Annotated in this window: 14 protein-coding genes and 3 pseudogenes; 6 read left to right on the top strand and 11 right to left on the bottom strand. The window is 51.9% G+C overall.

Annotation, left to right across the window (positions count from 1 at the left end; translation table 11 throughout):
• Positions 1-8: 8 nt before the first annotated feature.
• Positions 9-131, bottom strand: a pseudogene (locus EOJ37_RS02465) (IS1 family transposase); the annotation flags it as partial.
• A gap of 300 nt (positions 132-431) precedes the next feature.
• Here EOJ37_RS02465 and EOJ37_RS02470 point away from each other — a divergent pair.
• Positions 432-830 (top strand): rhodanese-like domain-containing protein, encoded by a 399-nt coding sequence (locus EOJ37_RS02470; RefSeq protein ID WP_127957388.1) that lies wholly within the window; start codon positions 432-434, stop codon positions 828-830.
• A 178-nt stretch (positions 831-1,008) separates the two neighbouring features.
• On the opposite strand, the gene leuD is transcribed toward EOJ37_RS02470, so the two are convergent.
• From leuD to leuA, 4 genes are read right to left on the bottom strand one after another with little or no spacing between them, the layout of a single operon-like run.
• Positions 1,009-1,611, bottom strand: a complete 603-nt coding sequence (gene leuD / locus EOJ37_RS02475) for a 3-isopropylmalate dehydratase small subunit (protein WP_127957392.1) — start codon at positions 1,609-1,611, stop codon at positions 1,009-1,011.
• Between the two features lie 11 nt (positions 1,612-1,622).
• The gene (leuC, locus tag EOJ37_RS02480) at positions 1,623-3,023 is read right to left on the bottom strand and encodes a 3-isopropylmalate dehydratase large subunit (RefSeq protein ID WP_127957395.1); all 1,401 of its coding nucleotides are present in this window, start codon (positions 3,021-3,023) and stop codon (positions 1,623-1,625) included.
• Between the two features lie 3 nt (positions 3,024-3,026).
• On the bottom strand, positions 3,027-4,118 hold the full coding sequence (gene leuB / locus EOJ37_RS02485; protein ID WP_127957399.1) for a 3-isopropylmalate dehydrogenase: 1,092 nt from the start codon (positions 4,116-4,118) through the stop codon (positions 3,027-3,029).
• A 2-nt stretch (positions 4,119-4,120) separates the two neighbouring features.
• Positions 4,121-5,695, bottom strand: a complete 1,575-nt coding sequence (gene leuA / locus EOJ37_RS02490) for a 2-isopropylmalate synthase (protein ID WP_127957402.1) — start codon at positions 5,693-5,695, stop codon at positions 4,121-4,123.
• 674 nt (positions 5,696-6,369) lie between these two features.
• Between leuA and EOJ37_RS02500 the strand changes: the two genes are divergently transcribed.
• The 5 genes from EOJ37_RS02500 (at position 6,370) to EOJ37_RS02520 (ending at position 12,692) form a co-directional block, all read left to right on the top strand.
• The gene (locus EOJ37_RS02500; RefSeq protein WP_127957405.1) at positions 6,370-7,152 is read left to right on the top strand and encodes a transporter substrate-binding domain-containing protein; all 783 of its coding nucleotides are present in this window, start codon (positions 6,370-6,372) and stop codon (positions 7,150-7,152) included.
• Between the two features lie 139 nt (positions 7,153-7,291).
• Positions 7,292-8,008, top strand: a complete 717-nt coding sequence (locus EOJ37_RS02505) for an amino acid ABC transporter permease (protein ID WP_206194008.1) — start codon at positions 7,292-7,294, stop codon at positions 8,006-8,008.
• A 1-nt stretch (position 8,009) separates the two neighbouring features.
• On the top strand, positions 8,010-8,759 hold the full coding sequence (locus tag EOJ37_RS02510; RefSeq protein WP_127957408.1) for an amino acid ABC transporter ATP-binding protein: 750 nt from the start codon (positions 8,010-8,012) through the stop codon (positions 8,757-8,759).
• A gap of 38 nt (positions 8,760-8,797) precedes the next feature.
• Positions 8,798-11,074, top strand: coding sequence for a molybdopterin-dependent oxidoreductase (locus EOJ37_RS02515; protein ID WP_127957411.1), 2,277 nt, complete (start codon positions 8,798-8,800; stop codon positions 11,072-11,074).
• A 328-nt stretch (positions 11,075-11,402) separates the two neighbouring features.
• Positions 11,403-12,692 carry a dicarboxylate/amino acid:cation symporter gene (locus EOJ37_RS02520; RefSeq protein ID WP_127957414.1) on the top strand — a complete coding sequence of 430 codons (1,290 nt, stop codon included), beginning with the start codon at positions 11,403-11,405 and terminating at the stop codon, positions 12,690-12,692.
• An 86-nt stretch (positions 12,693-12,778) separates the two neighbouring features.
• Here the strand turns inward: EOJ37_RS02520 and EOJ37_RS15015 are convergent, their stop codons facing one another.
• The 6 genes and pseudogenes from EOJ37_RS15015 to ptrA all read right to left on the bottom strand — a co-directional run bounded on the left by EOJ37_RS15015 (position 12,779) and on the right by ptrA (position 22,393).
• Positions 12,779-12,937, bottom strand: coding sequence for a DUF4225 domain-containing protein (locus tag EOJ37_RS15015; RefSeq protein ID WP_127957417.1), 159 nt, complete (start codon positions 12,935-12,937; stop codon positions 12,779-12,781).
• A 21-nt stretch (positions 12,938-12,958) separates the two neighbouring features.
• A pseudogene (locus EOJ37_RS02530) lies at positions 12,959-13,657 on the bottom strand (ISAs1 family transposase); the annotation flags it as partial.
• A gap of 130 nt (positions 13,658-13,787) precedes the next feature.
• Positions 13,788-13,943, bottom strand: a pseudogene (locus EOJ37_RS02535) (transposase); the annotation flags it as partial.
• 119 nt (positions 13,944-14,062) lie between these two features.
• Complete coding sequence (gene recD / locus EOJ37_RS02540; protein ID WP_127957424.1) at positions 14,063-15,922, bottom strand: exodeoxyribonuclease V subunit alpha; 1,860 nt, start codon at positions 15,920-15,922, stop codon at positions 14,063-14,065.
• A complete protein-coding gene (gene recB, locus EOJ37_RS02545) occupies positions 15,915-19,490 on the bottom strand; it encodes an exodeoxyribonuclease V subunit beta (protein ID WP_127957426.1) in 3,576 nt (1,191 codons plus the stop codon). Before recB ends, recD begins: the two co-directional genes overlap by 8 nt.
• Positions 19,487-22,393 carry a pitrilysin gene (gene ptrA, locus EOJ37_RS02550; RefSeq protein ID WP_127957429.1) on the bottom strand — a complete coding sequence of 969 codons (2,907 nt, stop codon included), beginning with the start codon at positions 22,391-22,393 and terminating at the stop codon, positions 19,487-19,489. The genes recB and ptrA overlap by 4 nt, the downstream gene beginning before the upstream one ends.
• Between the last annotated feature and the right edge of the window lie 293 nt (positions 22,394-22,686).

Raw genomic sequence — 22,686 nt, forward strand, 5'->3', positions numbered from 1 at the left:
GTCAGAGATTAGCCGATGATCTTATCGTGCACTGCTTCTGACATTGGGAAGCAAAGAGTCTTGCGAGTAGCCCGCTTAAGATGAGTCCGTAAGTTTAGATTATGCTGCTCTATCCGCTGGGTATATTTTTTCTGATTAGTAGCACATTTATATCATCTGCAACTGTGGCATACTGTGCAATATAATTTGAGTGTCGATTTTACGGATGGCTCTGATACTGTCTGAACCTGAGCGGATCACGCTGCGGCAACTTTCACTGAACCATATTCACAAATACATCCGCACTCAAGGAGGTGGATTGTTTATGCTTGCAGCATGTTATCAGTTGGAGCAAAGACACGCTGGAATACGGGTTGGATAACTTGTTAAAGGTTGATGATGATCTTTTTGCAATCCATTTCTTGAATACTTAAACAACAATGAGGTTATATATGTCAGCAATTGAACAATTGGCTTATTATCAAAAGAAACTGGCTTTTGAGACTGATTCATCGGACCTGTATTCAGCGATCCAGCAGGGCGACAATCTTGTCGTTGTTGATGGGCGCAGCAGAGAAGCTTATCTACGCGAACATATTCCGGGGGCAATTAATCTTCCTCACAAAGCACTTTGTGCTAATAACAGTGCAGAATTAGATAAATCAAAAATCTATATCTGCTATTGCGATGGCATTGGCTGTAACGCCTCAACAAAAACAGCGATGAAGTTGTTAACACTGGGTTTTCAGGTCAAGGAACTTATTGGTGGACTCGATTGGTGGAAACGTGACGGTTATGCAACCGAAGGCAGCGAGGGTAGCGAGGGAACACCTATGGATTGCGGCTGCTGAGATCACTCACCGCCTATGTCTGCCAGCACTATTAACCTAACCAGTTTCAACACTGACCGCCGCTAAAAGCCATGGCGCAGGCAGTGAGGGAAGCACCATAATCTCCCCAGTAATGGGGAGCTATCAAGCTTTGATATGGCGGTTCCAAACACCTGCCACGCCGATGTTTGACGCGGTGTTATTTCAGAAAATCTGCTTGTTGTGCTTCAAAACGTGCAATATCTGCCTCGCATTGCAGCGTCAAGCCGATACTATCCAGCCCATTCAGCATACAGTGACGGCGGAAACTGTCGATCTCGAACGGGTAGCAAGTGGCACCGGCTGTGACAGTCTGGTTTTTCAGATCAACCACAAATTCGATCCCTTCCTGTGCAGCCACCAGATTAAATAACTGGTCGATCTGCTGTTCGGTTAATTTTACCGGTAACAGTTGGTTATTCAGTGCATTACCGTAAAAAATATCCGCAAAACTGGGGGCGATCACCACGCTAAAACCATAGTCAGTCAACGCCCAAGGCGCATGTTCACGTGAGGAGCCACAGCCAAAGTTTTCACGAGCCAGCAAGATCGTAGCACCTTGGTAGCGTGGTTGGTTGAGTACAAAATCCGGGTTAGGCTGGCGCCCGGCATCGTCCAGATAACGCCAGTCATGAAATAAGTGTTTGCCAAAACCGGTTCGTGTCACTTTCTGTAGAAATTGCTTTGGAATAATGGCATCAGTATCGACATTCGCTGCATCCAGCGGCACTACTAAGCCAGTATGTTGAGTAAATTTAGCCACAGTCAGACTCCTTAATTCAATTGGCGGATATCAGCAAAATGACCCGTCACAGCTGCAGCGGCAGCCATAGCCGGGCTAAGCAAATGGGTGCGTCCACCACGCCCCTGACGTCCTTCAAAATTGCGGTTACTGGTAGAGGCACAACGTTCACCCGGTTCCAAGCGATCATTGTTCATTGCCAAGCACATTGAACACCCAGGCAAGCGCCACTCAAAGCCAGCCGCAATAAAAATCTTATCCAGTCCTTCCGCTTCAGCCTGCGCCTTCACTGGGCCAGAACCAGGCACCACAATCGCCTGTACACCAGCGGCAACCTGCCGCCCTTTCGCTACTGCTGCTGCTGCACGCAAATCTTCAATACGTGAATTGGTGCAAGAGCCAATAAATACTTTATCGATAGCCACTTCGGTTAACTTGATGCCTGCTTGTAATCCCATATAAGCAAGCGCTTTTTCTGCTGATGCTCGTTCAACTGGATCACTGAAACCGGCTGGCTCTGGGATCACTTGGTCGATAGCGATCACCTGTCCAGGATTAGTACCCCAGGTCACCTGTGGCGCGATCTCCTCAGCACGTAAACTGATCACTTGATCAAAATGGGCATCAGCATCCGATTTCAGCGTGCGCCAGTAAGCCAGCGCCTGCTGCCAGCTTTCACCGGTTGGTGCAAATTGGCGGTCCTTCAGGTAGGCAAAGGTTGTCTCGTCTGGTGCCACCAAACCCGCTTTCGCCCCCATCTCAATTGCCATATTACACAGCGTCATGCGCCCTTCCATGCTTAACGCTTCAATCGCCTCACCACAGAATTCAACCACGTAACCAGTACCGCCGGCACTACCAGTGTGACCAATAATCGCCAGGACAATATCTTTCGCAGTAATACCAGCAGTTGTCCGACCGGTGACTTCTATTTTCATTGTTTTGGCGCGCCCCTGCTTCAGGGTCTGCGTTGCCAGCACATGTTCGACTTCAGAAGTACCAATACCGAACGCTAAAGCACCAAAAGCGCCGTGTGTCGCGGTGTGTGAATCACCACAGACAATCGTCATTCCCGGTAGCGTTAAACCTTGTTCCGGGCCAATCACATGCACAATGCCCTGTAGCGGGTGATTTAAATCATAGAGCGAGACACCAAACTCAGCGCAGTTTTTCATCAACTCCTGCATCTGAATGCGTGCCATTTCACCACTGGCATTAATGTCTTTAGTTTGCGTCGACACATTGTGATCCATGGTGGCAAAAGTCTTACTTGGCTGACGCACTTTGCGCCCCATCGCACGCAAACCATCGAACGCTTGTGGCGAAGTGACTTCATGCACTAAATGGCGATCAATATAAAGTAACGGTGTCTCGTTCTCTGCTTCGTACACCACATGGGCATCGTACAGTTTTTGATATAACGTCTTAGCCATGATTTATGCTCCTTCGGCAATGAAACGGGCAATAATATCCCCCATTTCATCGGTGCTGATTGCTTTGCCGGCACCCGCCAGATCGGCTGTGCGGTAACCCTGTTCTAATGCCTGATTGATTGCCTGTTCGATCGCATCCGCTGCTGCATCTGCACCGAGGCTGTAACGCAGTAACAGTGCTGCAGAGAGGATCTGGGCGATCGGGTTGGCAATATTTTTCCCGGCAATATCCGGCGCTGAACCGCCAGCCGGTTCATAGAGACCAAAACCCTGCTCATTCAGGCTGGCTGAGGGCAACATACCCATCGAACCAGTGATCATCGCACACTCATCAGACAAAATGTCGCCAAACAGGTTGGAACAGAGCAACACATCAAACTGGGAAGGGTCTTTAATCAACTGCATGGTCGCGTTGTCAATGTACATATGCGACAGCGCAACATTCGGGTAGCTGTTAGCGACCTGGCTGACTACTTCACGCCACAGGATCGAGCTTTGCAGCACATTCGCCTTATCGATTGAGGTCACTTTACCGGCGCGCTTGGCCGCAGACTGAAACGCAATATGTGCGATACGTTCAATCTCAAAACGGTGATAAACCTCGGTATCAAACGCACGCTCACTGGCACCTTCACCTTCGCGCCCTTTCGGTTGACCAAAGTAGATACCACCGGTTAACTCACGCACACAGAGAATATCAAAACCACGAGCAGCGATATCAGCGCGCAGAGGGCAAAAATCTTCCAACCCTTGGTACAAACGCGCCGGACGCAGGTTACTGAACAATTTAAAGTGCTTACGCAGTGGCAACAGGGCACCACGCTCTGGTTGCTCTGCCGGTGGCAGATGCTCCCACTTTGGCCCGCCGACCGAACCAAACAGGATCGCATCCGCCTGTTCGCAGCCCTGCACGGTTGCAGCCGGTAGCGGTGTGCCGTGGCGATCGATAGCAATACCACCAACATCATATTCAGTCTGGCTAATCTGCAACCCAAAACGCTGGCTCACTGCCGCCAACACTTTTTGTGCCTGTGCCATCACCTCTGGCCCAATGCCGTCTCCGGGTAAGACAGCAATATGATAACTCTTGCTCATGTTCACACCGTTTCCTGATCGTTTTGCTGTTTAGTTTGTTGCAAGCGCTGCTTCTCTTTCGCTACCTGTTGTGAGCGCCAAATGTTGTTTAATGCGTGGATCATCGCCTTGGCTGAAGACTCGACAATATCCGTCGCCAGGCCAACACCGTGAAAACGTCGCCCCTGATAAGAAACAACAATATCCACTTGGCCTAACGCGTCACGTCCCTGGCCTTTTGCGGTCAATTGATACTTCACCAACTCGATAGGGTAAGCGGTAATGCGGTTGATTGCCTGATAGACCGCATCCACCGGGCCATTACCGGTCGCCGCTTCTGACTTTTCTTCATCACCACACATCAGTTTTACCGATGCGGTAGCTAAAATACTGGTACCCGATTGCACGCTGAAGTAGGAGAGTGCGAAATGCTCTGGCTCCTCCTGCTGTTTATTGATAAACGCCAATGCTTCCAGATCATAATCAAACACTTGCCCTTTCTTGTCTGCCAGTTTCAAGAACGCAGTGTAGAGATCATCCAGATTGTAATCATGCTGCTGATAGCCCATCTCCTCCATCCGGTGCTTAACCGCTGCACGGCCTGAGCGTGAGGTCAAATTTAACTGAACATCTTTCAGCCCGATGGTTTGTGGCGTCATAATCTCGTAGTTTTCACGATTTTTCAGCACGCCATCCTGGTGAATACCGGAAGAGTGGGCGAACGCATTGGAGCCAACAATCGCTTTATTGGCTGGGATTGGCATATTACACAACTGACTAACCAATTGACTAGTACGATAAATTTCCTGGTGATTGATGTTGGTGTGTACTTTCATAATATCCGCACGCACCTTGATTGCCATGATCACCTCTTCCAGTGAACAGTTACCCGCACGCTCACCAATACCGTTCAGTGTGCCTTCAACCTGACGTGCTCCAGCCTGCACTGCTGCAATCGAGTTACCCACTGCCATACCCAAATCGTCATGGCAGTGAACCGAAATAATCGCCTTGTCGATATTAGGCACTCGGTTATACAGCGTCGTAATGATGCTGCCAAACTGGTTCGGTGTGGTATAGCCGACGGTATCTGGAATATTGATGGTGGTGGCTCCCGCGTTAATCGCTGTCTCTACCACTCGACACAAGTTATCAATTGGCGTGCGGCCAGCATCTTCACAAGAGAACTCAACATCGTCGGTGTAGTTACGCGCCCGTTTGACTGCATGTACAGCCATCGCTAACACATCATCAAAAGAGCGCCTCAGTTTTGATTCAATATGCAAGGTAGACGTGGCTAAAAAGACATGGATACGGAACGCTTCGGCGACGCGCAAGGCTTCGGCTGCAACATCAATATCTTTATCGACACAGCGAGCCAAGCCACAAACACGGCTATTCTTGATCTGCCTGGCGATAGTCTGTACCGACTCAAAATCACCGGGGGAAGAAACCGGAAAACCAACCTCCATCACATCCACCCCCATGCGCTCCAGTGCCAGAGCGATCTGGAGCTTCTCCTTAACGCTCAGGCTCGCTTGCAATGCCTGTTCACCATCACGCAATGTGGTATCAAAAATAATGACTTGCTGACTCATTTGCTTATTCCTTATCGTGTTGGTTTCACGCTAAGCGGGGTAAAAAAAACCCGCGCATTAGCGCGGGTTTCTGCTATCTGTAAGCTAACTCAGTTCTGAACGTTAACCACCAGCATTCCGCGCAAAAAAGATGCGAGAAGGAGTAGGTTAAGTAGCAGGCTGTGATAAGACATTAGACGTTAGCTTCTCTAAAAGATGTTCGGATGGCTAAAGTGATACTTGATCACAACAGAAATGTCAACTAGTGGCTGCTTGCGTTGTGGTTAGCGCCAAGTCGCTCATCAGCATGAGTCAGTACCGCACCGTTGCGGTTAGCATAGCCCAGTAGAGAGGCTCAACAGTGAAAACGACACCAACGTCGATATACAAATATCGAATAACATTATTGGTTAATATTATTTGAATGAATTACCTGGCTTTGCATAATAGACCGATTGCTGGATTTGCCGTTGAAAGCCCAACAAAAAATCGACAAATCATGCAGTAACCCCCATAAGCGTTGCTGCAACTGATGGTGATTACTCTCTATTCGGGCTGCCTTCGGTCATGCCCAAATAGGATTGATCAGCAATATGACCATTCACAGTCTATTCCGGCAGGCATTATTATCGCTGCCGGTTGGCACACCGACGATGCAATAGCAACGCGACCACTTTCACCAGTCAGGAGGCATCATGAAAGGTATTATTAAAAAATCGCTACTAATAGCAGCGCTATTTTTATCTACAGTTAACGCAGCATTGGCTAACGCACAAACAATTAAAGTCGGTACCATGGGCACTTATGAGCCATTCAGTTACCATAACGAGAACGGTGAACTGGTAGGCTACGATATTGAAGTGTTGCGTGAAGTCGCCAAGCGTGATGCCAGTTTGCAATTCGAATTTATTGCCTCCCCTTGGGACACGCTATTTCCTGGCTTAGATGCCAACCGCTTCCAGCTATTAGCACAACAGCTCACTTCCAATCGTGATCGTGTTCGGCGCTACTACCTGACCGATAACCGTTATTTCACCTGTGTTTCGCAACTTATTGTCAAAGCAGGCCGCAACGACATTCACTCGCTGGCAGATCTGAAGGGCAAGAAGATTGGTATGACCGTCGGAGACTCGTTTACTCGCTTGGTTGAGGATTGGAATAACGAGCACGGTAATATCCTGACTATTGTCTACTACGAGCAGGATATTCCGACCATTCTGCAAGATATCGCGACTGGGCGCATTGATGCCACAGTGAATGATCCGATCATGGCAAAAAGCAAAGCTGCCAAACAGAACCTGAATATTCGTGTTGTCGGTGAACCGCTGGCTGCCGATCCAACATTTTTTGTAATGAAGAAAGATGCTGCCGGTAACGCACTGAAACAGCGTATTGATAGCGCGCTGCAAGCAATGCACGATGATGGCACACTATCGCGCCTCTCTGTTAAATATTTCGCTACCGACTATACCCGATAACGACAGCCTGATTTGCAAGCAACAAGCAAGTAGTGTGCGGTACCTGATCCGTCAATAGACTACCTGTCGGTGTGCAAATAGACAGTGCCAATAACGCCTGCTGGAATACGTGCCAGGATGTAAATTGCACTAAATGGAAATGGAAAATAACACTATGGTTGAGCTGTTTGATATTCAGTATATGCTCGAATCAATTCCGGCAATTGCGCGCGGAATTCCGGTCTCGCTTTCAATTACCCTCGTTGCCTTTATTTTTGGTGCTGCTATCGGTTTGGCAGTGGCACTGCTGCGTATTTATCGGGTCGTCGGTCTGACACAACTGGTGATCCTCTATGTGTCGTTTATGCGCGGCACCCCATTGGTAGTACAGATTTTTCTCTCTTACTATGGCATCCCGTTGCTGTTACGCGCATTGCAAATTGACAGCAATATCGGTCAGATCCCTGCCATCTACTTTGTCTATGTCGCATTTTCGCTCAATGTTGGCGCTTATCTCTCTGAAACTATCCGTTCAGCGATCCTCTCTGTAGCGCCAGGGCAGTTTGAAGCCGCTTACTCAATCGGCATGACCACTCGTCAGGCACTCTGCAAAATCGTATTACCGCAAGCGGCAACGGTGGCACTGCCTAATATTGGCAATCAATTTATTATGCTGCTTAAAGATACCTCACTGGCCTTTATCGCCGCCGTACCGGAAATTATGGGGCAAGCCAAGATCATTGCTGGGCGCACCTCACAATTCTTTGAAGTCTATGTCGTTGCCGCACTGATCTACTGGTCGATTTGCCTGATCTGCGAGTTAATCCTCAGCCTGCTGGAGCGCCGATCCAGAAAACATACCGCTAAAGGAGCCTGATATGATCGAAGTAAACGGACTGGAAAAATCTTACGCAGGCAACCCAGTGCTGAAGGGGATCGACTTCCACATCCAGCAGGCAGAAACGGTAGCGATCATCGGCCCTTCAGGCTCCGGTAAATCGACCCTGATCCGCTGTTTGAATCTACTGGAAAAACCCTGCGCCGGCAGCATCCGTATTGCCGATCAGCAGATTAGCGCCGGTGCAATCAGTAAAACAGCCACCTACCGCCTGCGCCAGTATACCGGCATGGTATTTCAATCATTTAACTTATTTCCGCACCTCACGGTATTGCAGAATGTCACGCAAGGGTTGATCACCGTACAGCGCAAGCCGCGCGACCAAGCACAGAAGGAAGCGATGCACTTTCTGACTAAAGTCGGCATGGCCGCAAAAGCGCAAAGCTACCCCGCCCAGCTCTCTGGTGGGCAACAGCAACGGGTCGCGATTGCCCGTACACTCGCAATGCAGCCGAAAGTGGTTCTGATGGACGAACCAACATCAGCGCTGGATCCGGAACTGGTACACGAAGTGTTACAAGTGATCCGTGCGATTGCCGAAGAGGCGATCACCACAGTACTGGTCACCCATGAGCTGCGCTTCGCGCAAGAAGTGGCTGATCGGGTGATGTTTATCGACGGCGGCAAAATTGTTGAATTTGCACCGCCATCAGAACTGTTTCAGCGCCCGAAAGAGCAGCGAACCGCGACATTTATCAGCAAATTTCTTGAAGCGGAATATGTTATCTAACTCGGTAGTCAATCATCTTTCACCCACCACGAGGAATTATGTCAATTATTCGCTACCCGCAACTGGCTCACTGGGGAGCCTACCACGCTGTGGTTGAAGACGGTCGTCTGATCCGTTGTGAACCCTACGCCGAAGATACTGATCCATCACCCATGCTCGATTCAATCGCACCGATGGTCTATTCCGACCGACGTATTCGTAAACCAGCGGTGCGGCGTTCATGGCTGCAACGGCGTGAAAACAGCGACCGAACACTACGCGGTAAAGAACCGTTTGTTGAGGTTGAATGGGATGTCGCACTCGATCTGATCGCACAGGAGAACCAACGTGTGCGTGAACGCTATGGTGCTTCTGGCCTATTTACCGGCTCCTATGGCTGGTCTTCTGCCGGGCGTTTCCATCATGCACGCTCACAGGTACGCCGTTTTCATTTTGCTGGCGGTGGTGCTGTCGATCAGCAAGGGAACTACAGTTGGGGTGCGGCACAGTTTTTTCTGCCCTATATCATTGGCACCTACAGCCCACTGACTGGGCGAGTAACAACGCTATCCAGCGTGGCAGAACATTGCCAACTGCTGGTCGCCTTTGGTGGGCTGGCATTAAAAAATGCCCAAGTCTCTTCTGGCGGTGGTATGGAGCACACACTGAAGCCTTGGTTGGAAAAACTGGCGGCAAAGGGAATGCCGATTATCAACATCAGCCCGATGCGCGATGACTGCCCAGCGTTTGTTAATGCCGAGTGGATCCCAATCCGCCCCAATACCGATGTTGCACTGATGCTGGCACTGGCGTATGAAATTCAGCGACGTGGTGCCGAAGATCAGGCATTTTTAACCCGTCACTGCGTCGGCTATCAACAATTAGCAGCCTACCTTAATGGCAGCAGTGATGGCGTGGTGAAAACGCCACAGTGGGCCAGTGCCATCACCGGTATTCCCGCTGCGCGTATCGTCCGGCTGGCTGAGCAGTTGATTGGCGTGCGCAGCTTCCTCACCTGCTCCTATTCGATACAGCGTGCACACCGTGGCGAGCAGCCCTACTGGATGTTGATCGCACTGGCATCAATGCTCGGGCAAGTGGGTCTACCCGGTGCCGGCTTCTCTTTCGGCCACGGCTCAATGAACAGTGTCGGTAATCCACGTGTAGATACCGCTGGGCCAATGATGCCGATTGGCAACAACCCTGCAGGCTTATCGATCCCGGTCGCGCGCATTTGCGATATGCTACTGCAACCTGGTCAGCCCTATTCATTCCAAGGTGAAACGCACCACTACCCAGACATCCACCTGATCCACTGGGCAGGCGGTAATCCATTCCACCACCACCAGCAATTAAACCGCCTGGTGCAAGGGTGGCAGAAACCAGACACCGTGATCGTGCAAGACATCTGGTGGACAGCGGCAGCACAAATGGCGGACATTGTGCTGCCGGTAACCAGTGCCTTAGAACGCAATGACATCGGTGGCTCGTCGCGTGATCGCTATGTGCTGGCGATGCATCAAGCCATCAAACCACTGCATCAGGCGCGCAATGATTTTGATATTTTTGCCGAACTGGCCGATCGGCTCGGTTATCGCCAAGCCTTCACGGAGGGGCGCGATGAACAGGGATGGCTGAGAGCGCTGTATCAGCGCTGTGGTGAGTCACAGCAAGCAGCCGGCATCCCTTGGCCAGATTTTGATACCTTCTGGCAACAGGGCTACGTTGAATTGCCAAAGCCAGAAAAAGAGTTTGTCTTCTTCTCCGAATTTCGTGCTGATCCTGAACAGCACCGATTGCAGACACCCAGTGGCAAGATCGAGCTGTTCAGTGAAACTATCGCCAGTTATCACTATGACGATTTTGCTGGCCATCCTGAGTGGCGCCCACCGGTCGAGTGGCTCGGGGCGCCGCAGGCCGAACGCTGGCCATTGCACCTGATCTCAATCCAGCCGGAAGATCGCCTGCACAGCCAACTTGACCCGGCACCACAGGTGCAAGCGAACAAAGTTCAGGGAAAAGAGAAACTCTACATGCACCCAGAAGATGCCCACAAGCGCGCCATCAGTGACGGCGCACTGGTGACAGTCAGCAATGATCGTGGCAGTTGCCTGGCTGGCGTAGTACTAAACAGCGGTATTATGCCGGGCGTCGTGTTGATGGCGACGGGGGCCTGGTTTAACCCCGGTTTTGGTGCACAGTGGCAACAAACCGAGCAGGCCGGCAACCCGAATGTGTTAACACTCGATATTGGCACCTCACCACTAACACAGGGGCCAAACGCCATGAGCTGCTTAGTCGAAGTGACGCTAGCAACTGAGCAGCCCACAGCATGATAGACAGCCCCAGGATCGTACTGAAATCACTGCACTAACCGTTGTGCTGCGTCTGTCGCGCAGCACAACACCTCTTTAATATCGCACAACACCGCTGTGACAACTCTCTCAACGATACGGCGTTTGATCAGCTTGCGCCTCAAACGGTTCACTTCACATTCAATCACCAAGCTGACACGTTTCACCTCTTAAATTCAGATCATCTCACTAGAGCAACCTAATAAATCGTTTCTATATTGTTGCTATGGTGTTACTTTTCCACATGCAGAGAGGTTGGCTAGATGAGTAGATGGCTGCTCACTTTCTGCCCGAATAAAGGACGTTGAATATGAAAAAAAATCTCTTTAGTAGCCTCTATTTTCAGGTATTAACTGCCATTACCATAGGCATTCTGCTGGGGCATTTTTATCCTGAACTTGGTGCTCAAATGAAACCACTGGGTGACGGTTTCGTTAAACTGATAAAAATGGTCATCGCACCGGTAATTTTTTGTACTGTGGTTACTGGCATTGCCGGTATGGAAAGTATGAAAGCGGTCGGTCGTACTGGCGCACTGGCACTGCTCTATTTTGAGATTGTCAGCACACTGGCACTGCTGATCGGCCTGGTGATTGTCAACGTGGTGCAACCTGGTGTCGGCATGAATATCGACCCTGGCACACTGGATACTGCAGCCGTGGCGGTCTACGCCAGTAAAGCTGAACAGCAGGGCATTATTCCATTCCTGCTTGATGTTATTCCTGGCAGTGTAGTCGGTGCCTTTGCCAGCGGTAACATTCTGCAAGTACTGCTATTTGCCGTGCTATTTGGCTTTGCGTTGCATCGCCTAGGTGAGAAAGGGCAGGTCATTTTTAATGTGATCGAAAGCTTCTCGCGTGTCATCTTTGGCATCATCAACATGATCATGCGCTTGGCACCAATCGGTGCTTTTGGCGCCATGGCATTCACCATCGGTAAATATGGCGTTGGCACCCTGCTGCAACTCGGCCAGTTGATCGCCTGCTTCTACCTCACGTGTGTACTGTTTGTGTTGATGGTACTCGGCTCGATCGCACGTTATACCGGGTTTAACATCCTCAAATTCATCCGTTACATCCGTGAAGAGTTATTGATTGTGCTCGGCACTTCCTCTTCTGAATCGGTACTGCCGCGTATGCTGGCCAAAATGGAGAAATTGGGTTGTCAAAAATCAGTGGTCGGCTTGGTGATCCCAACCGGTTACTCATTCAACCTGGATGGCACCTCGATTTACCTCACCATGGCCGCAGTCTTTATCGCCCAAGCGACCAACACACAGATGGATGTGATGCACCAAGTCACTCTGCTCGTCGTGCTACTGCTCTCCTCCAAAGGGGCTGCGGGGGTTACCGGCAGTGGTTTTATTGTGCTGGCAGCAACAATCTCTGCCGTTGGTCACCTGCCACTGGCTGGACTCGCGTTGATCCTCGGTATTGATCGCTTTATGTCAGAAGCACGCGCGCTAACCAATCTGATCGGTAACGGTGTCGCCACAGTTGTTGTCGCCAAGTGGTGTAACCAACTGGATGAGAATACGCTTAAACAGCAACTCAACCAGCCAGAACTGGGTAGTCTGCAAGAGTCAAAAGAAGCGGCTTAATTACTCCCATCAAACAGAGAACGAGCACCAGAACGGTAAGCTAACTCAATAACTGGGGTACACCACGGTGTACCCCAGAGAGTCGTTCAGTTCACCAAAATATTGAGAAAACAATGATATATAGATCTTATTGGGCCAATATGCTGATTTTCAATTAAAAGTGGTGCAGTTGCCTCCCAAAGATTGTTTCCTCCATGAAGAGCAATTAGTGCTCCCATGCCCTTTAATTTAGCGGAGTGTATCATTCAGGGCAACCGCATGAGTGTTCATTTTTTATCCTCATCAGTTAATCCCGCACGCAAGACGGCCTCCAGATGAGCAGTATTCATGAGGCACCGTTTTCGTTTGCCAACAATACTGAGCTTCGTTGGCTCTTTACGCAGCATGTTCAATCCGATATGGCGTAAGCAGGAGAGGTTTTCAGCACCATTATTTTTATAAATCTGGCAGGCATCCTCATTCATGCTGACATCCAGAACCCAGTGCATGGACTCGATCCCCCTGTGCTCTCTCACTGCGTTGGCGGCCTGTTCGGCGGATAACGCCTTAGCGCTAATGTAATAACGGTACTCTAAAATGAGTTCTTTGCCTTTAACCAGACGTAAATTTTCGACCCTCACGAGGCTCGTTAAGTCTTTCCATCTGCTGAAATCGCCATCCAGAACCTCTGCCGATAGCACATGGCATTGTCTTGATTCTACGTGCCCATGCCCACGTTCTGGCTTGAATTTTTCTTTATCTATCATTGCCAAACGCTGTTCTGCAAAAGCATTACGAATGGCTTTTGCCAGTTTGCTCCGATTGTTTTTGACCGCCAGTAGGTAGTTTGTACCTTGGTCAACAATGGCACTGGCTATCTGGGTTTGGCACGCCACCGCATCAATCGTGACCAGCGTCCCTCGGAGGTCAAGTAGGCTCAACAGGGCTGGGTAAGTGATTTTTGCACTTTGTCTTTTGTCATGGAGTGAACTGAAATGGCGCTGAAATGATGCGAATGGCATGATTAAATCTCCTAAAAGGAGAGTATAAGATCACAACGAGAACTGATCGTCACATCGATCCTCTTTGTTCAAAAAACATTCGTGATCTTGCCCTGCGCCAGGGAGCACCTGAATACAGTACCCAAAATAGGCCATTCATCACTTTTCTATGCTCAAGATAAGGACGACCGGCCTTAGAAAGGCTTCTCTCAGGCGGTAACAAGGGGAAAATCAACGTCCAAGCATCATCGGGAAAATCGTAACGAGCCACGCAAAAGACTTCTTCTGGTTAAAATAGGTGTTCGATTGTACAAAAAATAATTACGGGACACCGCCTAGTAAAAATCCCACCAAGATTCATCCTACTGTTTGGTATGATGAGTGACCAAATTAACCACGGCTCTGCAAGCGTGCGGCTAATCCGCTGCGGCGCTCTGTTGGGGTACGAATCGCTATGTGTAACAACTGCGGATTGGCATAAACGGACAGTTGTTTACGCGCACGTGTGATGGCGGTGTAGAGCAGTTCGCGTGTTAGTAGCGGTACAAAATGGTCTGGTAGCACTAACAGCGTGTGATCAAACTCCGAGCCTTGCGATTTGTGTACCGTCATGGCATAGGTGGTTTCATGGGCAGGCAAACGGCTCGGTGGAACCGATTTGATATTACCATCAGGAAGTTGGAAGTAGACACGCAAATCACCCTGCGGATCCGACAGCGCGATACCAATATCGCCGTTAAATAGCCCGAGTGTGCTGTCATTGCGGCCAATCATGATCGGCCTGCCAACGTACCAGCGGCTAACTTGCCCGGCTGCACGATTGATCAATCCAGCACGCTGCAAACCAGCTTCAATATGCTGGTTCAATCCGCTAACCCCAAATGGCCCATCGCGCAGCGCACAGAGCAGTTGAAAGCGCCCAAATGCCGCCAGGATCTCTGCCGGTGTTGCCGTCGCTGCGACCTGTTGCAGGTAATGGCGGTAACCCTCGACACAGGTGACTAATAACTGCTGATAATCTTCACTCTGCATCAGTGGATAGAGCGCAATATCATCATATTGCTGTTCGAATACCCTCAGCGCCTGTTTGCCTCTGCCGGCATTGACTGCCCGCGCCAACTGGCCGATGCCCGATCTGGCATCAAAGCGATAACTTTTGCGCAGTAGGCAGAGGCTGTCACGCACTGCCAGTTGGCTATCATCTGTCTGCCCCTGAAGCGCAAAGCCGGTTAAGCGTGCCAGTTGTGCTGCTCGTGCCTCACTGTAACCCAACTCGGCAAAGCGACAGATGTCGCCCAATACCGCCCCTGCTTCAACTGAGGCCAACTGATCACGATCACCCAGCAAGATCAGCCGTGCGGTAGCGGGTAATGCCGCGATCACGTTGGCCATCATTGGCAGATCGACCATTGAGGCTTCATCGACCACCAGCAGATCAAGATGCAGTGGATTGTGTTGATGGTAACGTGGCCGCTGGCTATGTGCCTGAATACCCAGTAGACGGTGCAGGGTTGCGGCATCACGCGGGAACAGCGCACGCTGTTGGTCAGTTAGCGCTAGCTGGCTACTGGCGTTACCCAACGATTCAGTCAGGCGTGCAGCCGCTTTGCCAGTCGGAGCCGCCAGTTGAATACGTAGCCGTTCACCCGGTGCGGTTAGCTGCACCAGCAGTGCCAACAGCTTCGCCACCGTGGTCGTTTTGCCGGTGCCTGGCCCACCTGAGATCACCGCAATGCGTCGGGTGACAGCCACTGCTGCCGCCACTTTTTGCCAATTGATCTCAGTATCCGCGTCAGCACAGCCAAACAGTTGATCCAAAAGGCTGCGTACCCGCTGTTCGTCAGCAATGGTTAACGGCTGATTAGAGGCAATAAAATCAGCCACTTGCCCTTCACTCTGCCACATGCGTTGTAGATAGAGACGCTGCTGTTGCAGCACTATTGGTGTCGCGCTACTGCCATCACTCACCGCAGAGCTGGCAAGCAAGCGCTGCTGCCAGTCGGCAATCTCAGGTTGCCCACACGCTTGCCAGGCAGCCCAAGCCAACTCTGGCTGGCGACCGGCAAACAGGTTGGCGGGTAACAGTTGTTCCAGTGGTAGGCAAACATGTCCGGCACCGGTTTGTGCGCTGAGTATCGCTGCCGCCAGTAGCAATTCTGGTTGTTGTTCACCGGCAACCAGTTGGGCAAATTGCAGATCAAGCTGGCGCAACAGACCAAGCTGTAGCGCCTGGTTGAGGAGGTTAATCATGAGTCGCTCCGGCGGTAGCCTCAAATAGCTTGTCGATAGCTTCAATCAGCGCCAGCGGTGGTCGACAGCTAAAGATGCCGTTGCCCGGCTGCTGCGCCGTGACACCACGTAGAAATAAGTAGATCACACCGCCAAAATGACGTTCGTAGTGGTAATCCGCGAGCCGATGGCGTAGGTAGCGGTGCAGTGCCAGAGTGTACAACTGGTATTGCAGGTCATAGCGATGTTCGATCATGGCCTGTTCCAACGCTTCGCGGTTATACGCGCTGCTCTCTTCACCCAACCAATTCGATTTGTAATCGAGTAGGTAATATTTTCCCTGCCAGCAGAAGACCAGATCAATAAACCCTTGTAGCATTCCTTCTACCGGCTGGAATCTGAGATCTGGGCTGCGTGCCGACAGTGGATCATGCTGTTTGACTAACTGATTCCAGACCGTAACATCCAGTGGCTGGTTGATTGGCAGGTAAAACTGCAACTCGGCTTGGCGTGCTTGTGGCGCAATCTCGGCCAGTCGCATACCCTCAGTATTCAGTGGCGTGTGCAGTAGTGTCTGCATCCACTGTTGCAGTACTGGCAGCCAGGCTTGATCAAAGCCGTGCTGTTGTAGCTGCTCCAGCAGTACGTTCTGATCGAGTGGCTCGGTAAATTCGATGATCTCGAACAGACCGTGCAGGAAGGTGCCGGGTGCGGCACCACGCGGGAAGGTGTGTACTGTCAGTTGTTCCGCTTCGCTCGGTAGCTGATCATCCAGTACTTCAGCATCGAGCCGAGGCAGTAGCCCCTGTGTGCGATGCCCGCTCTGCTGCTGTAAGCCGCTGTAGCTGGTGACTCGCCAACTCTGTTCGCGTTGGCGAGCGAATAGTCGGGCTGCCAGTAGGCTAGCGGCGGGTGCCGGTGGCTGCCACGGGTGTTCAGCAAACGTTTCACAGACGCGAACAGCAATCGCACTGTTCGCTTGGGCTGAGTGGCTGCGACTGCTTGCCGCCAGACGTTGCAGACAATCAGCGAGGTAACTGGCATCGCCAGCTTGCCCTGCTTGCAACAGATAACCTAAAGCTCCGTGATGTAGATGGGTGTTGCCCTGCTTTTTGCCTTGGCCGACAAACAGTGGCGCAACACCAATGCTACAGTGGTAGACCGAGCGTGTTAATGCGACATAGAGTAGGCGCAAATCCTCTGCCAGCCGCTCCTGTTCTGCCAGTTCAAGATTAGCCGGATCGGCGCTGATATCCAGGTTGAGCTGGAAGGTTTCTCGATCATGATAAAGTGCTTGCTTGGTGGCGCGGAAACTGGCAATAAACGGCAGCCACACCAGATTAAATTCCAGCCCTTTCGATTTGTGGATGGTCATCACTGTCACTAGGTGGCGATCACTCTCTAGCCGCAGTTGCTGGTTGTCGGCGTGCGGGTTCGGTTCGGCAATCTGTTGGCCAAGCCAGCGTAGCAGCGCCTCTTCGCCCTCGAGTTGCCCTGCTGCCTGTTGTAACAGCTCACCCAGATGCAGTAGATCTGTCAAACGGCGTTCGCCTCCAGCGGTAGCGAGCAAATTTTCCGCCACGTTGCGCTGTGCCATCAGTTGATGCAGCATCGCCAATACGCCACGCCGTAGCCAGTATGAGCGATATTGGGCAAATTCATTCACTAACGCTTCCCAAGCTGGCTCTTGCTGGTTCAGCGCCTCCAGTGTCGCCGCATCCAGGCCAAACAGCGCCGTTGCAATCGCGGTGCGCAGTTTGCGCTCCTGTTCTGGCGCCAAGATCGCTTGCAGCAACCAGAACAGATCTTTGGCTTCTGCGGTGCTAAAAACGCTATCTCGGTTAGAGAGATAAACCGAGGGGATCGCTAACGCGGTAAGCGCATCACGCATCAAGGCAGCTTCGTTGCGGCTACGTACCAGTACAGTAATATCAGCAGCTTGTAGTGTGCGCTGCTGTTGGCCGTCGTTCAGCCAAGCTTCACCACACTGCCCTGCACTGAGCCAGTCACGGATCTGTGCCGCGCATAGCCGTGCCATCAGTTGTTGGTAGTCGCTGTTGCTTACCCCTTCGCCCGGTTGTAGCCAGAATTGCAGTGCTGGTTGCGGATTGCCGTTGATCTCCAGCGATAGCTGATGGTTTTTCTCCGCCGCTGCCACCGCAATAAACGGGATCTGTTCGAACAGGAATGGCGAGGCGACCTGCTGGAATAAACTGTTCACGCTGTTGACCATGCTGGGTGCTGAGCGCCAGTTAGTATCCATGCTGTAGTGGGCGCTAACTTCGGCGCGCGCTTGCATGTAGGTGAAGATATCGGCACCACGGAAGGCGTAAATCGCCTGCTTCGGGTCACCAATCAGCAATAAGCCACAATCAGGCTGGCCAAGATAGAGTCGGCGGAAAATGCGGTACTGCTGTGGATCGGTATCCTGGAATTCGTCGATCATTGCCACCGGGTAGCGCTGGCGAATGGTGCTGGCGAGTTGCTCACCACCGGCGCTGTGTAGTGCTTGATCCAGCCGGCTGAGCAGATCATCAAAGCCCAACTCTCCACGTTGGCGCTTCTCGTGTGTAATATTGCTACGCACTTGCTGCAAGGCGTGCGTTAGTACCAGATCCCGCACGCTTAATGGGCTGGCATAAAGTTGATCTATTGAGTGAAACAGGCTGTGCTGTGGTGCGGTTCCTTTTTTGGTTTTTTCCAGCAACACCGTTTGGCCAAAGCGTTTCAGTTCGTCTGGCAGTGTGTAATCTTCGGTTGGTTGTGCTGCCCATTGGCTAATTTTAGCCAACCAGTTAGGCAGGTGTTTGCTGCTGTAGCTACGTTTGTCGACCGCTGATTGGCTGATCAACTGTTCCAGTTCGCCAGCCACCGCCAGCCATTCAGTTTTTACTTTGTCAATCCGTGCCACCAGTTGCTGGTGACGCATCTCCAGCGTTTCGTCTGGCGCTGGCGCAGGGTGCAGTACTGGCGCTTCGCCGTGCAGGTAGCCGTTTAAGGTGGCTAGTAACGCTTTGGGCCCACTCCACTCGCGACTGACCACGCGCGCTAGCGGCAAGGGTAGTGGGTAGCAGTAGCGCCGCCAAAAGTCAGCACAGGCTTGACGACGTAGCGGCTGTTCATCCTGTAGCAGGGTCTGTTCAAACAGGATGCCCGACTCAAAGGCATTATGCGCCAACATGCGCTGACAGAAGCCGTGGATGGTGTAGATCGCTGCTTCATCCATTTGCCGTTCCGCCGCCAGCAGTAGTGCGGCTGCACTCGGCAGGTGCTCGATCTGTGCCATTAACGCATTGAACTGCGGGTTGTTGCTACTGCCTCGCAGGCAAGCGATGCGTAATTGGTGGATGTTGCTGCGGATCCGGCCACGCAGTTCTTCGGTGGCCGCTTCGGTAAAAGTCACGACCAGGATCTGTTCAACATTGAGTGGGCGTGAGAAGGCCGCTGAATGCCCCAAGCCGAGCAGCAACCGCAGATAGAGCAAGCCAATAGTGAAAGTTTTGCCGGTTCCCGCTGACGCTTCAATCAATCGTTCGCCAAGGAGCGGTAACGTCAGTGCATCAAGCGGCAGCGGAAGCCGGTCACTCATGGTTTCACCACTTGGCGCGGTAAAGTCTGTTGTAACGCTGAAGCATTGGCGTGTTGCTGCCACTGCTCGCCTGGGGCAGCAAATTGCGCCGGTTGGCCACTACCGCTGACCTGTGACAAGATCGCCAACCCGTGTAGGTCGATCACGGCTTGCTGGAAGTAATCGGCCAGTTCACGCGCGGTCAATTTTTTCACTTGCGCGATCAGTTTCTCTCGGCTGTCAAAAGCCAGATTGCCGCGATCAAAGTCACTGTTAAAGCGGTTCGCTTCCTCTTCCAGCGTCTGTGGTCGCTGTTGCAGTTCGCTGATCATCGCCTGTTGATACTGGGCAAAATCGGCTTGGCTGATGGCACGTAACCGCTGTTGCGCACTGTGATAAAACTGCTGGTAACGCTGGTAGAGGTAAGCGGGTTGCTGGCTGTTGCTCTGCAACAGGAAGCTCAACCCCCATTGACGTCCGACCGGCATCGGGAAGGCGAACACCGCGTAGCCGAGTTGCTCTTCGGTACGTAACTGTGCATAGAACCAAGGCTGAACGATCTGCCCCAGTAGTGAGCTATATGCCAGTGAACGGATCTCATCATAACCATGAGGAATATAGACAGCAGCCAGTGCCGAGTCACTGCTGTTACCGGCGCGTTGTAGTAGTGCAAGCTGAGGCTGTTCGATCATCACCTGTTCGCCACGCCACCAGTCGCGGCCACGTGTAGCCAGTTGCTGTTGCAGGCGGGTAGCCAATAACTTGCTCTGCTGCTGGCTGAGGTTGCCGATCACCAGGAGTTCTAGTGCCGATTCAGTCAGCAGTTGATCGCGATAGGCCAGCAGTTCCGCCAGTGTGATGCCGGCAGTGATCTCGCGCCGTTCACTGCGCTCAGCGTAGGGTACCCGTGATAGCACTTGCACCGGTTGTAACGCTAGCTCAAATGCTTTGACATTGTCTGCCACCGCCAGTTGCTCCAGATACCACGATTTCGCCTCTGTTAGCTGCGCTTCGGTTGGGCTAAAGCTGGCATACTGTTTCACCAGTGTGGTCAGCAGTTGTGGCAAGCGCTGGGTGAAGCCGCTGGCGCTGAATGTCAGGCCGTTATTGACGCGCGAGGAGAAGCCAATGCCGCCGACTGACGCCTGGTAACTGAGTTGATCCAGTGAGCGGGATGCCAGATAGTCCATTAGCGAGAACAGTACCTGATTGCGTGCCGTATCGCCTGCTTGGGCGCTACGTAACGCCACTTTTACCTCCGCTTTGGGCTGGTCGGTAAAGTAGTGGCTTGGCATATGCAATACCCGCAACCCAGGCTGTTCGAGAACCAGTTGGGGGATGCGGTTCGCTACCGCAGCACCCGCCCGTTCAACAGGCTGGAGGGTGAAATCATCCGGGATGTAGGGGTTCAGTTCCGGTAGTGATAGGCTGATCTCTGCCGCCAGTTGCCGCCACTGTTTAAAGCGGTCTGGGCCAATTTTTACCACTTGGTAAGGTGCTTCAACAAAGTAAGCCACCTTGTCGTGCGGTTCATTCGGGCTGATAAACCAGATGCGTGCATTCTCCGGTGTTAGCTCTGCCAGCCGTTCAGCAATCGCCTGTGGCTGGTAGCGATCGGCCAAATAGGGGGCGTTGAGCGTATGTTCAACCGGGACACGCAACATGCTGTCTGCCAGCCATTCGACATACTCCATGTCGCGGGTGATATCCGGGTAGCGAAAATCGATCGCTAACACGTTAGCAATCTCATCAAAATAGCTTTGGCTGATGCCGCGTTCTCGCAGCAGTGTGAGGTAGCTAAACACTGCTGCAATCACCTGATCACGCTGCTGTAGGCCTTTGTCGGTTAGCGACACCGTTATCGCAAATACTCCGTCGTTGCGGTAAACCATCGGATCTGCACCAGCATTTACTGCATCTGCCAAACCTTGGCGCTGTAACCAGTCTGCTAGGGTGTTCTGGCTGCGGTTACCAATCAGGTAACTGATGTAGGTGTCAGTTTTACTGCGAAATTGGTCAATGTTGTTGTCGATGCGAAACTCAAATTTGAGCTGCTTGCGCGGTTGAGCCGGTAGGTAGTGGATGATCACCCCCTGCTGTTGCGCGGTGGTCACTGGCACGCTGATCACTGGCACGCTGGCGTCACGATTGGGGATGCGGCCGAATGTCTGCTGCGCCAGTTTTGCCAGCTCTGGCAACGGGCGGTTGCTATAGAGCACCGCGACCATCAGGTTAGCGGAGTAGTAGCGCTGGTAGAAGTTGATCAACTCCTGTTGCAGATTGCTGTCCGGTTTATCGCGTAGTGTTTCCAGATTGCCACCAAAGAAGCGCGCGCTGGGGTGGGCTGGGTTGCGGGTCTCTGCGCCAACTTGTGCCATGCGCATGGCATCACGGGTGCGTGCCATGGTTAACTCGGCGTTGACCGCGTTACGTTCACGATCAGCATGAACCGGATCGAGGTTCGGTGCCGCAATAGCGTCTGCCAGCCGATCGACCGCCCCTTCCAGTGCGCTATTCTCTACTTCGAGATAGTACGCAGTGCGATAGGCTGCCGTGCTGGCATTGTGACGACCTGCATGTTTTTTCAAGAATTCAGCGAAGTTCTCCGCTTCCGGGTAGCGTTGTGAGCCCATCAACACCATATGTTCCAGGTAGTGAGCCAGCCCCTGCTGGCTGTCGGGATCATCGAGCGAGCCAATCGGTAGCGCCAGTGCGGCCAGTGATTTAGGAGCCTGCGGATCAGAAACCAGTAGCACTGTCATGCCGTTGGCGAGCTGGATCGCTTGATACTGGCGCGGATCATGCTCGCTTTTTTCGATGGTTTCCGCTCGCGGCTGCCACCCTTGCGCCGCCCAACTCAATGGTGCGATCACCAGCAACAGCATCAGCATCACACCAAACATTCGGAACCACGGTTTACCCATAACCCATACCCTCTTATCTTTTTTAGTGTTTACCAAATACTGAAAATAACCGCTGCGGTAGCTGACACGGCCAATGCAATTTTTAGCCAAGCCAGTTGTACCGGTCGGTATCAAACCAAGCACTGCTGGTTGTGGCGGTAGCTAACAAACTGTCTCAGCGCGATCACTCGGTTACAGATCAACACGGTACAGCAACCGCAGCGTACACGCAGTGCCTGAGGATTTCGAGCACTGAAAATGTTAACGAGCAGTGTTAGCACATACCGCCAGTCGCCGTTAGTCGCTGCAGCAAA

The sequence above is a fragment of the Serratia microhaemolytica genome (assembly GCF_004011885.1).
Taxonomy (GTDB): Bacteria; Pseudomonadota; Gammaproteobacteria; order Enterobacterales; family Enterobacteriaceae; genus Serratia_G; species Serratia_G microhaemolytica.

Bases quoted from the DNA above. Each gene is read 5' to 3' on its own strand.
- EOJ37_RS02470 (WP_127957388.1), top strand. From the start codon at position 432: ATGTCAGCAATTGAACAATTGGCTTATTATCAAAAGAAACTGGCTTTT.
- leuC (WP_127957395.1), bottom strand. From the start codon at position 3,023: ATGGCTAAGACGTTATATCAAAAACTGTACGATGCCCATGTGGTGTAC.
- leuB (WP_127957399.1), bottom strand. From the start codon at position 4,118: ATGAGCAAGAGTTATCATATTGCTGTCTTACCCGGAGACGGCATTGGG.
- leuA (WP_127957402.1), bottom strand. From the start codon at position 5,695: ATGAGTCAGCAAGTCATTATTTTTGATACCACATTGCGTGATGGTGAA.
- EOJ37_RS02500 (WP_127957405.1), top strand. From the start codon at position 6,370: ATGAAAGGTATTATTAAAAAATCGCTACTAATAGCAGCGCTATTTTTA.
- EOJ37_RS02505 (WP_206194008.1), top strand. From the start codon at position 7,292: ATGGAAAATAACACTATGGTTGAGCTGTTTGATATTCAGTATATGCTC.
- EOJ37_RS02510 (WP_127957408.1), top strand. From the start codon at position 8,010: ATGATCGAAGTAAACGGACTGGAAAAATCTTACGCAGGCAACCCAGTG.
- EOJ37_RS02515 (WP_127957411.1), top strand. From the start codon at position 8,798: ATGTCAATTATTCGCTACCCGCAACTGGCTCACTGGGGAGCCTACCAC.
- EOJ37_RS02520 (WP_127957414.1), top strand. From the start codon at position 11,403: ATGAAAAAAAATCTCTTTAGTAGCCTCTATTTTCAGGTATTAACTGCC.
- EOJ37_RS15015 (WP_127957417.1), bottom strand. From the start codon at position 12,937: ATGATACACTCCGCTAAATTAAAGGGCATGGGAGCACTAATTGCTCTT.
- recD (WP_127957424.1), bottom strand. From the start codon at position 15,922: ATGATTAACCTCCTCAACCAGGCGCTACAGCTTGGTCTGTTGCGCCAG.
- recB (WP_127957426.1), bottom strand. From the start codon at position 19,490: ATGAGTGACCGGCTTCCGCTGCCGCTTGATGCACTGACGTTACCGCTC.
- ptrA (WP_127957429.1), bottom strand. From the start codon at position 22,393: ATGGGTAAACCGTGGTTCCGAATGTTTGGTGTGATGCTGATGCTGTTG.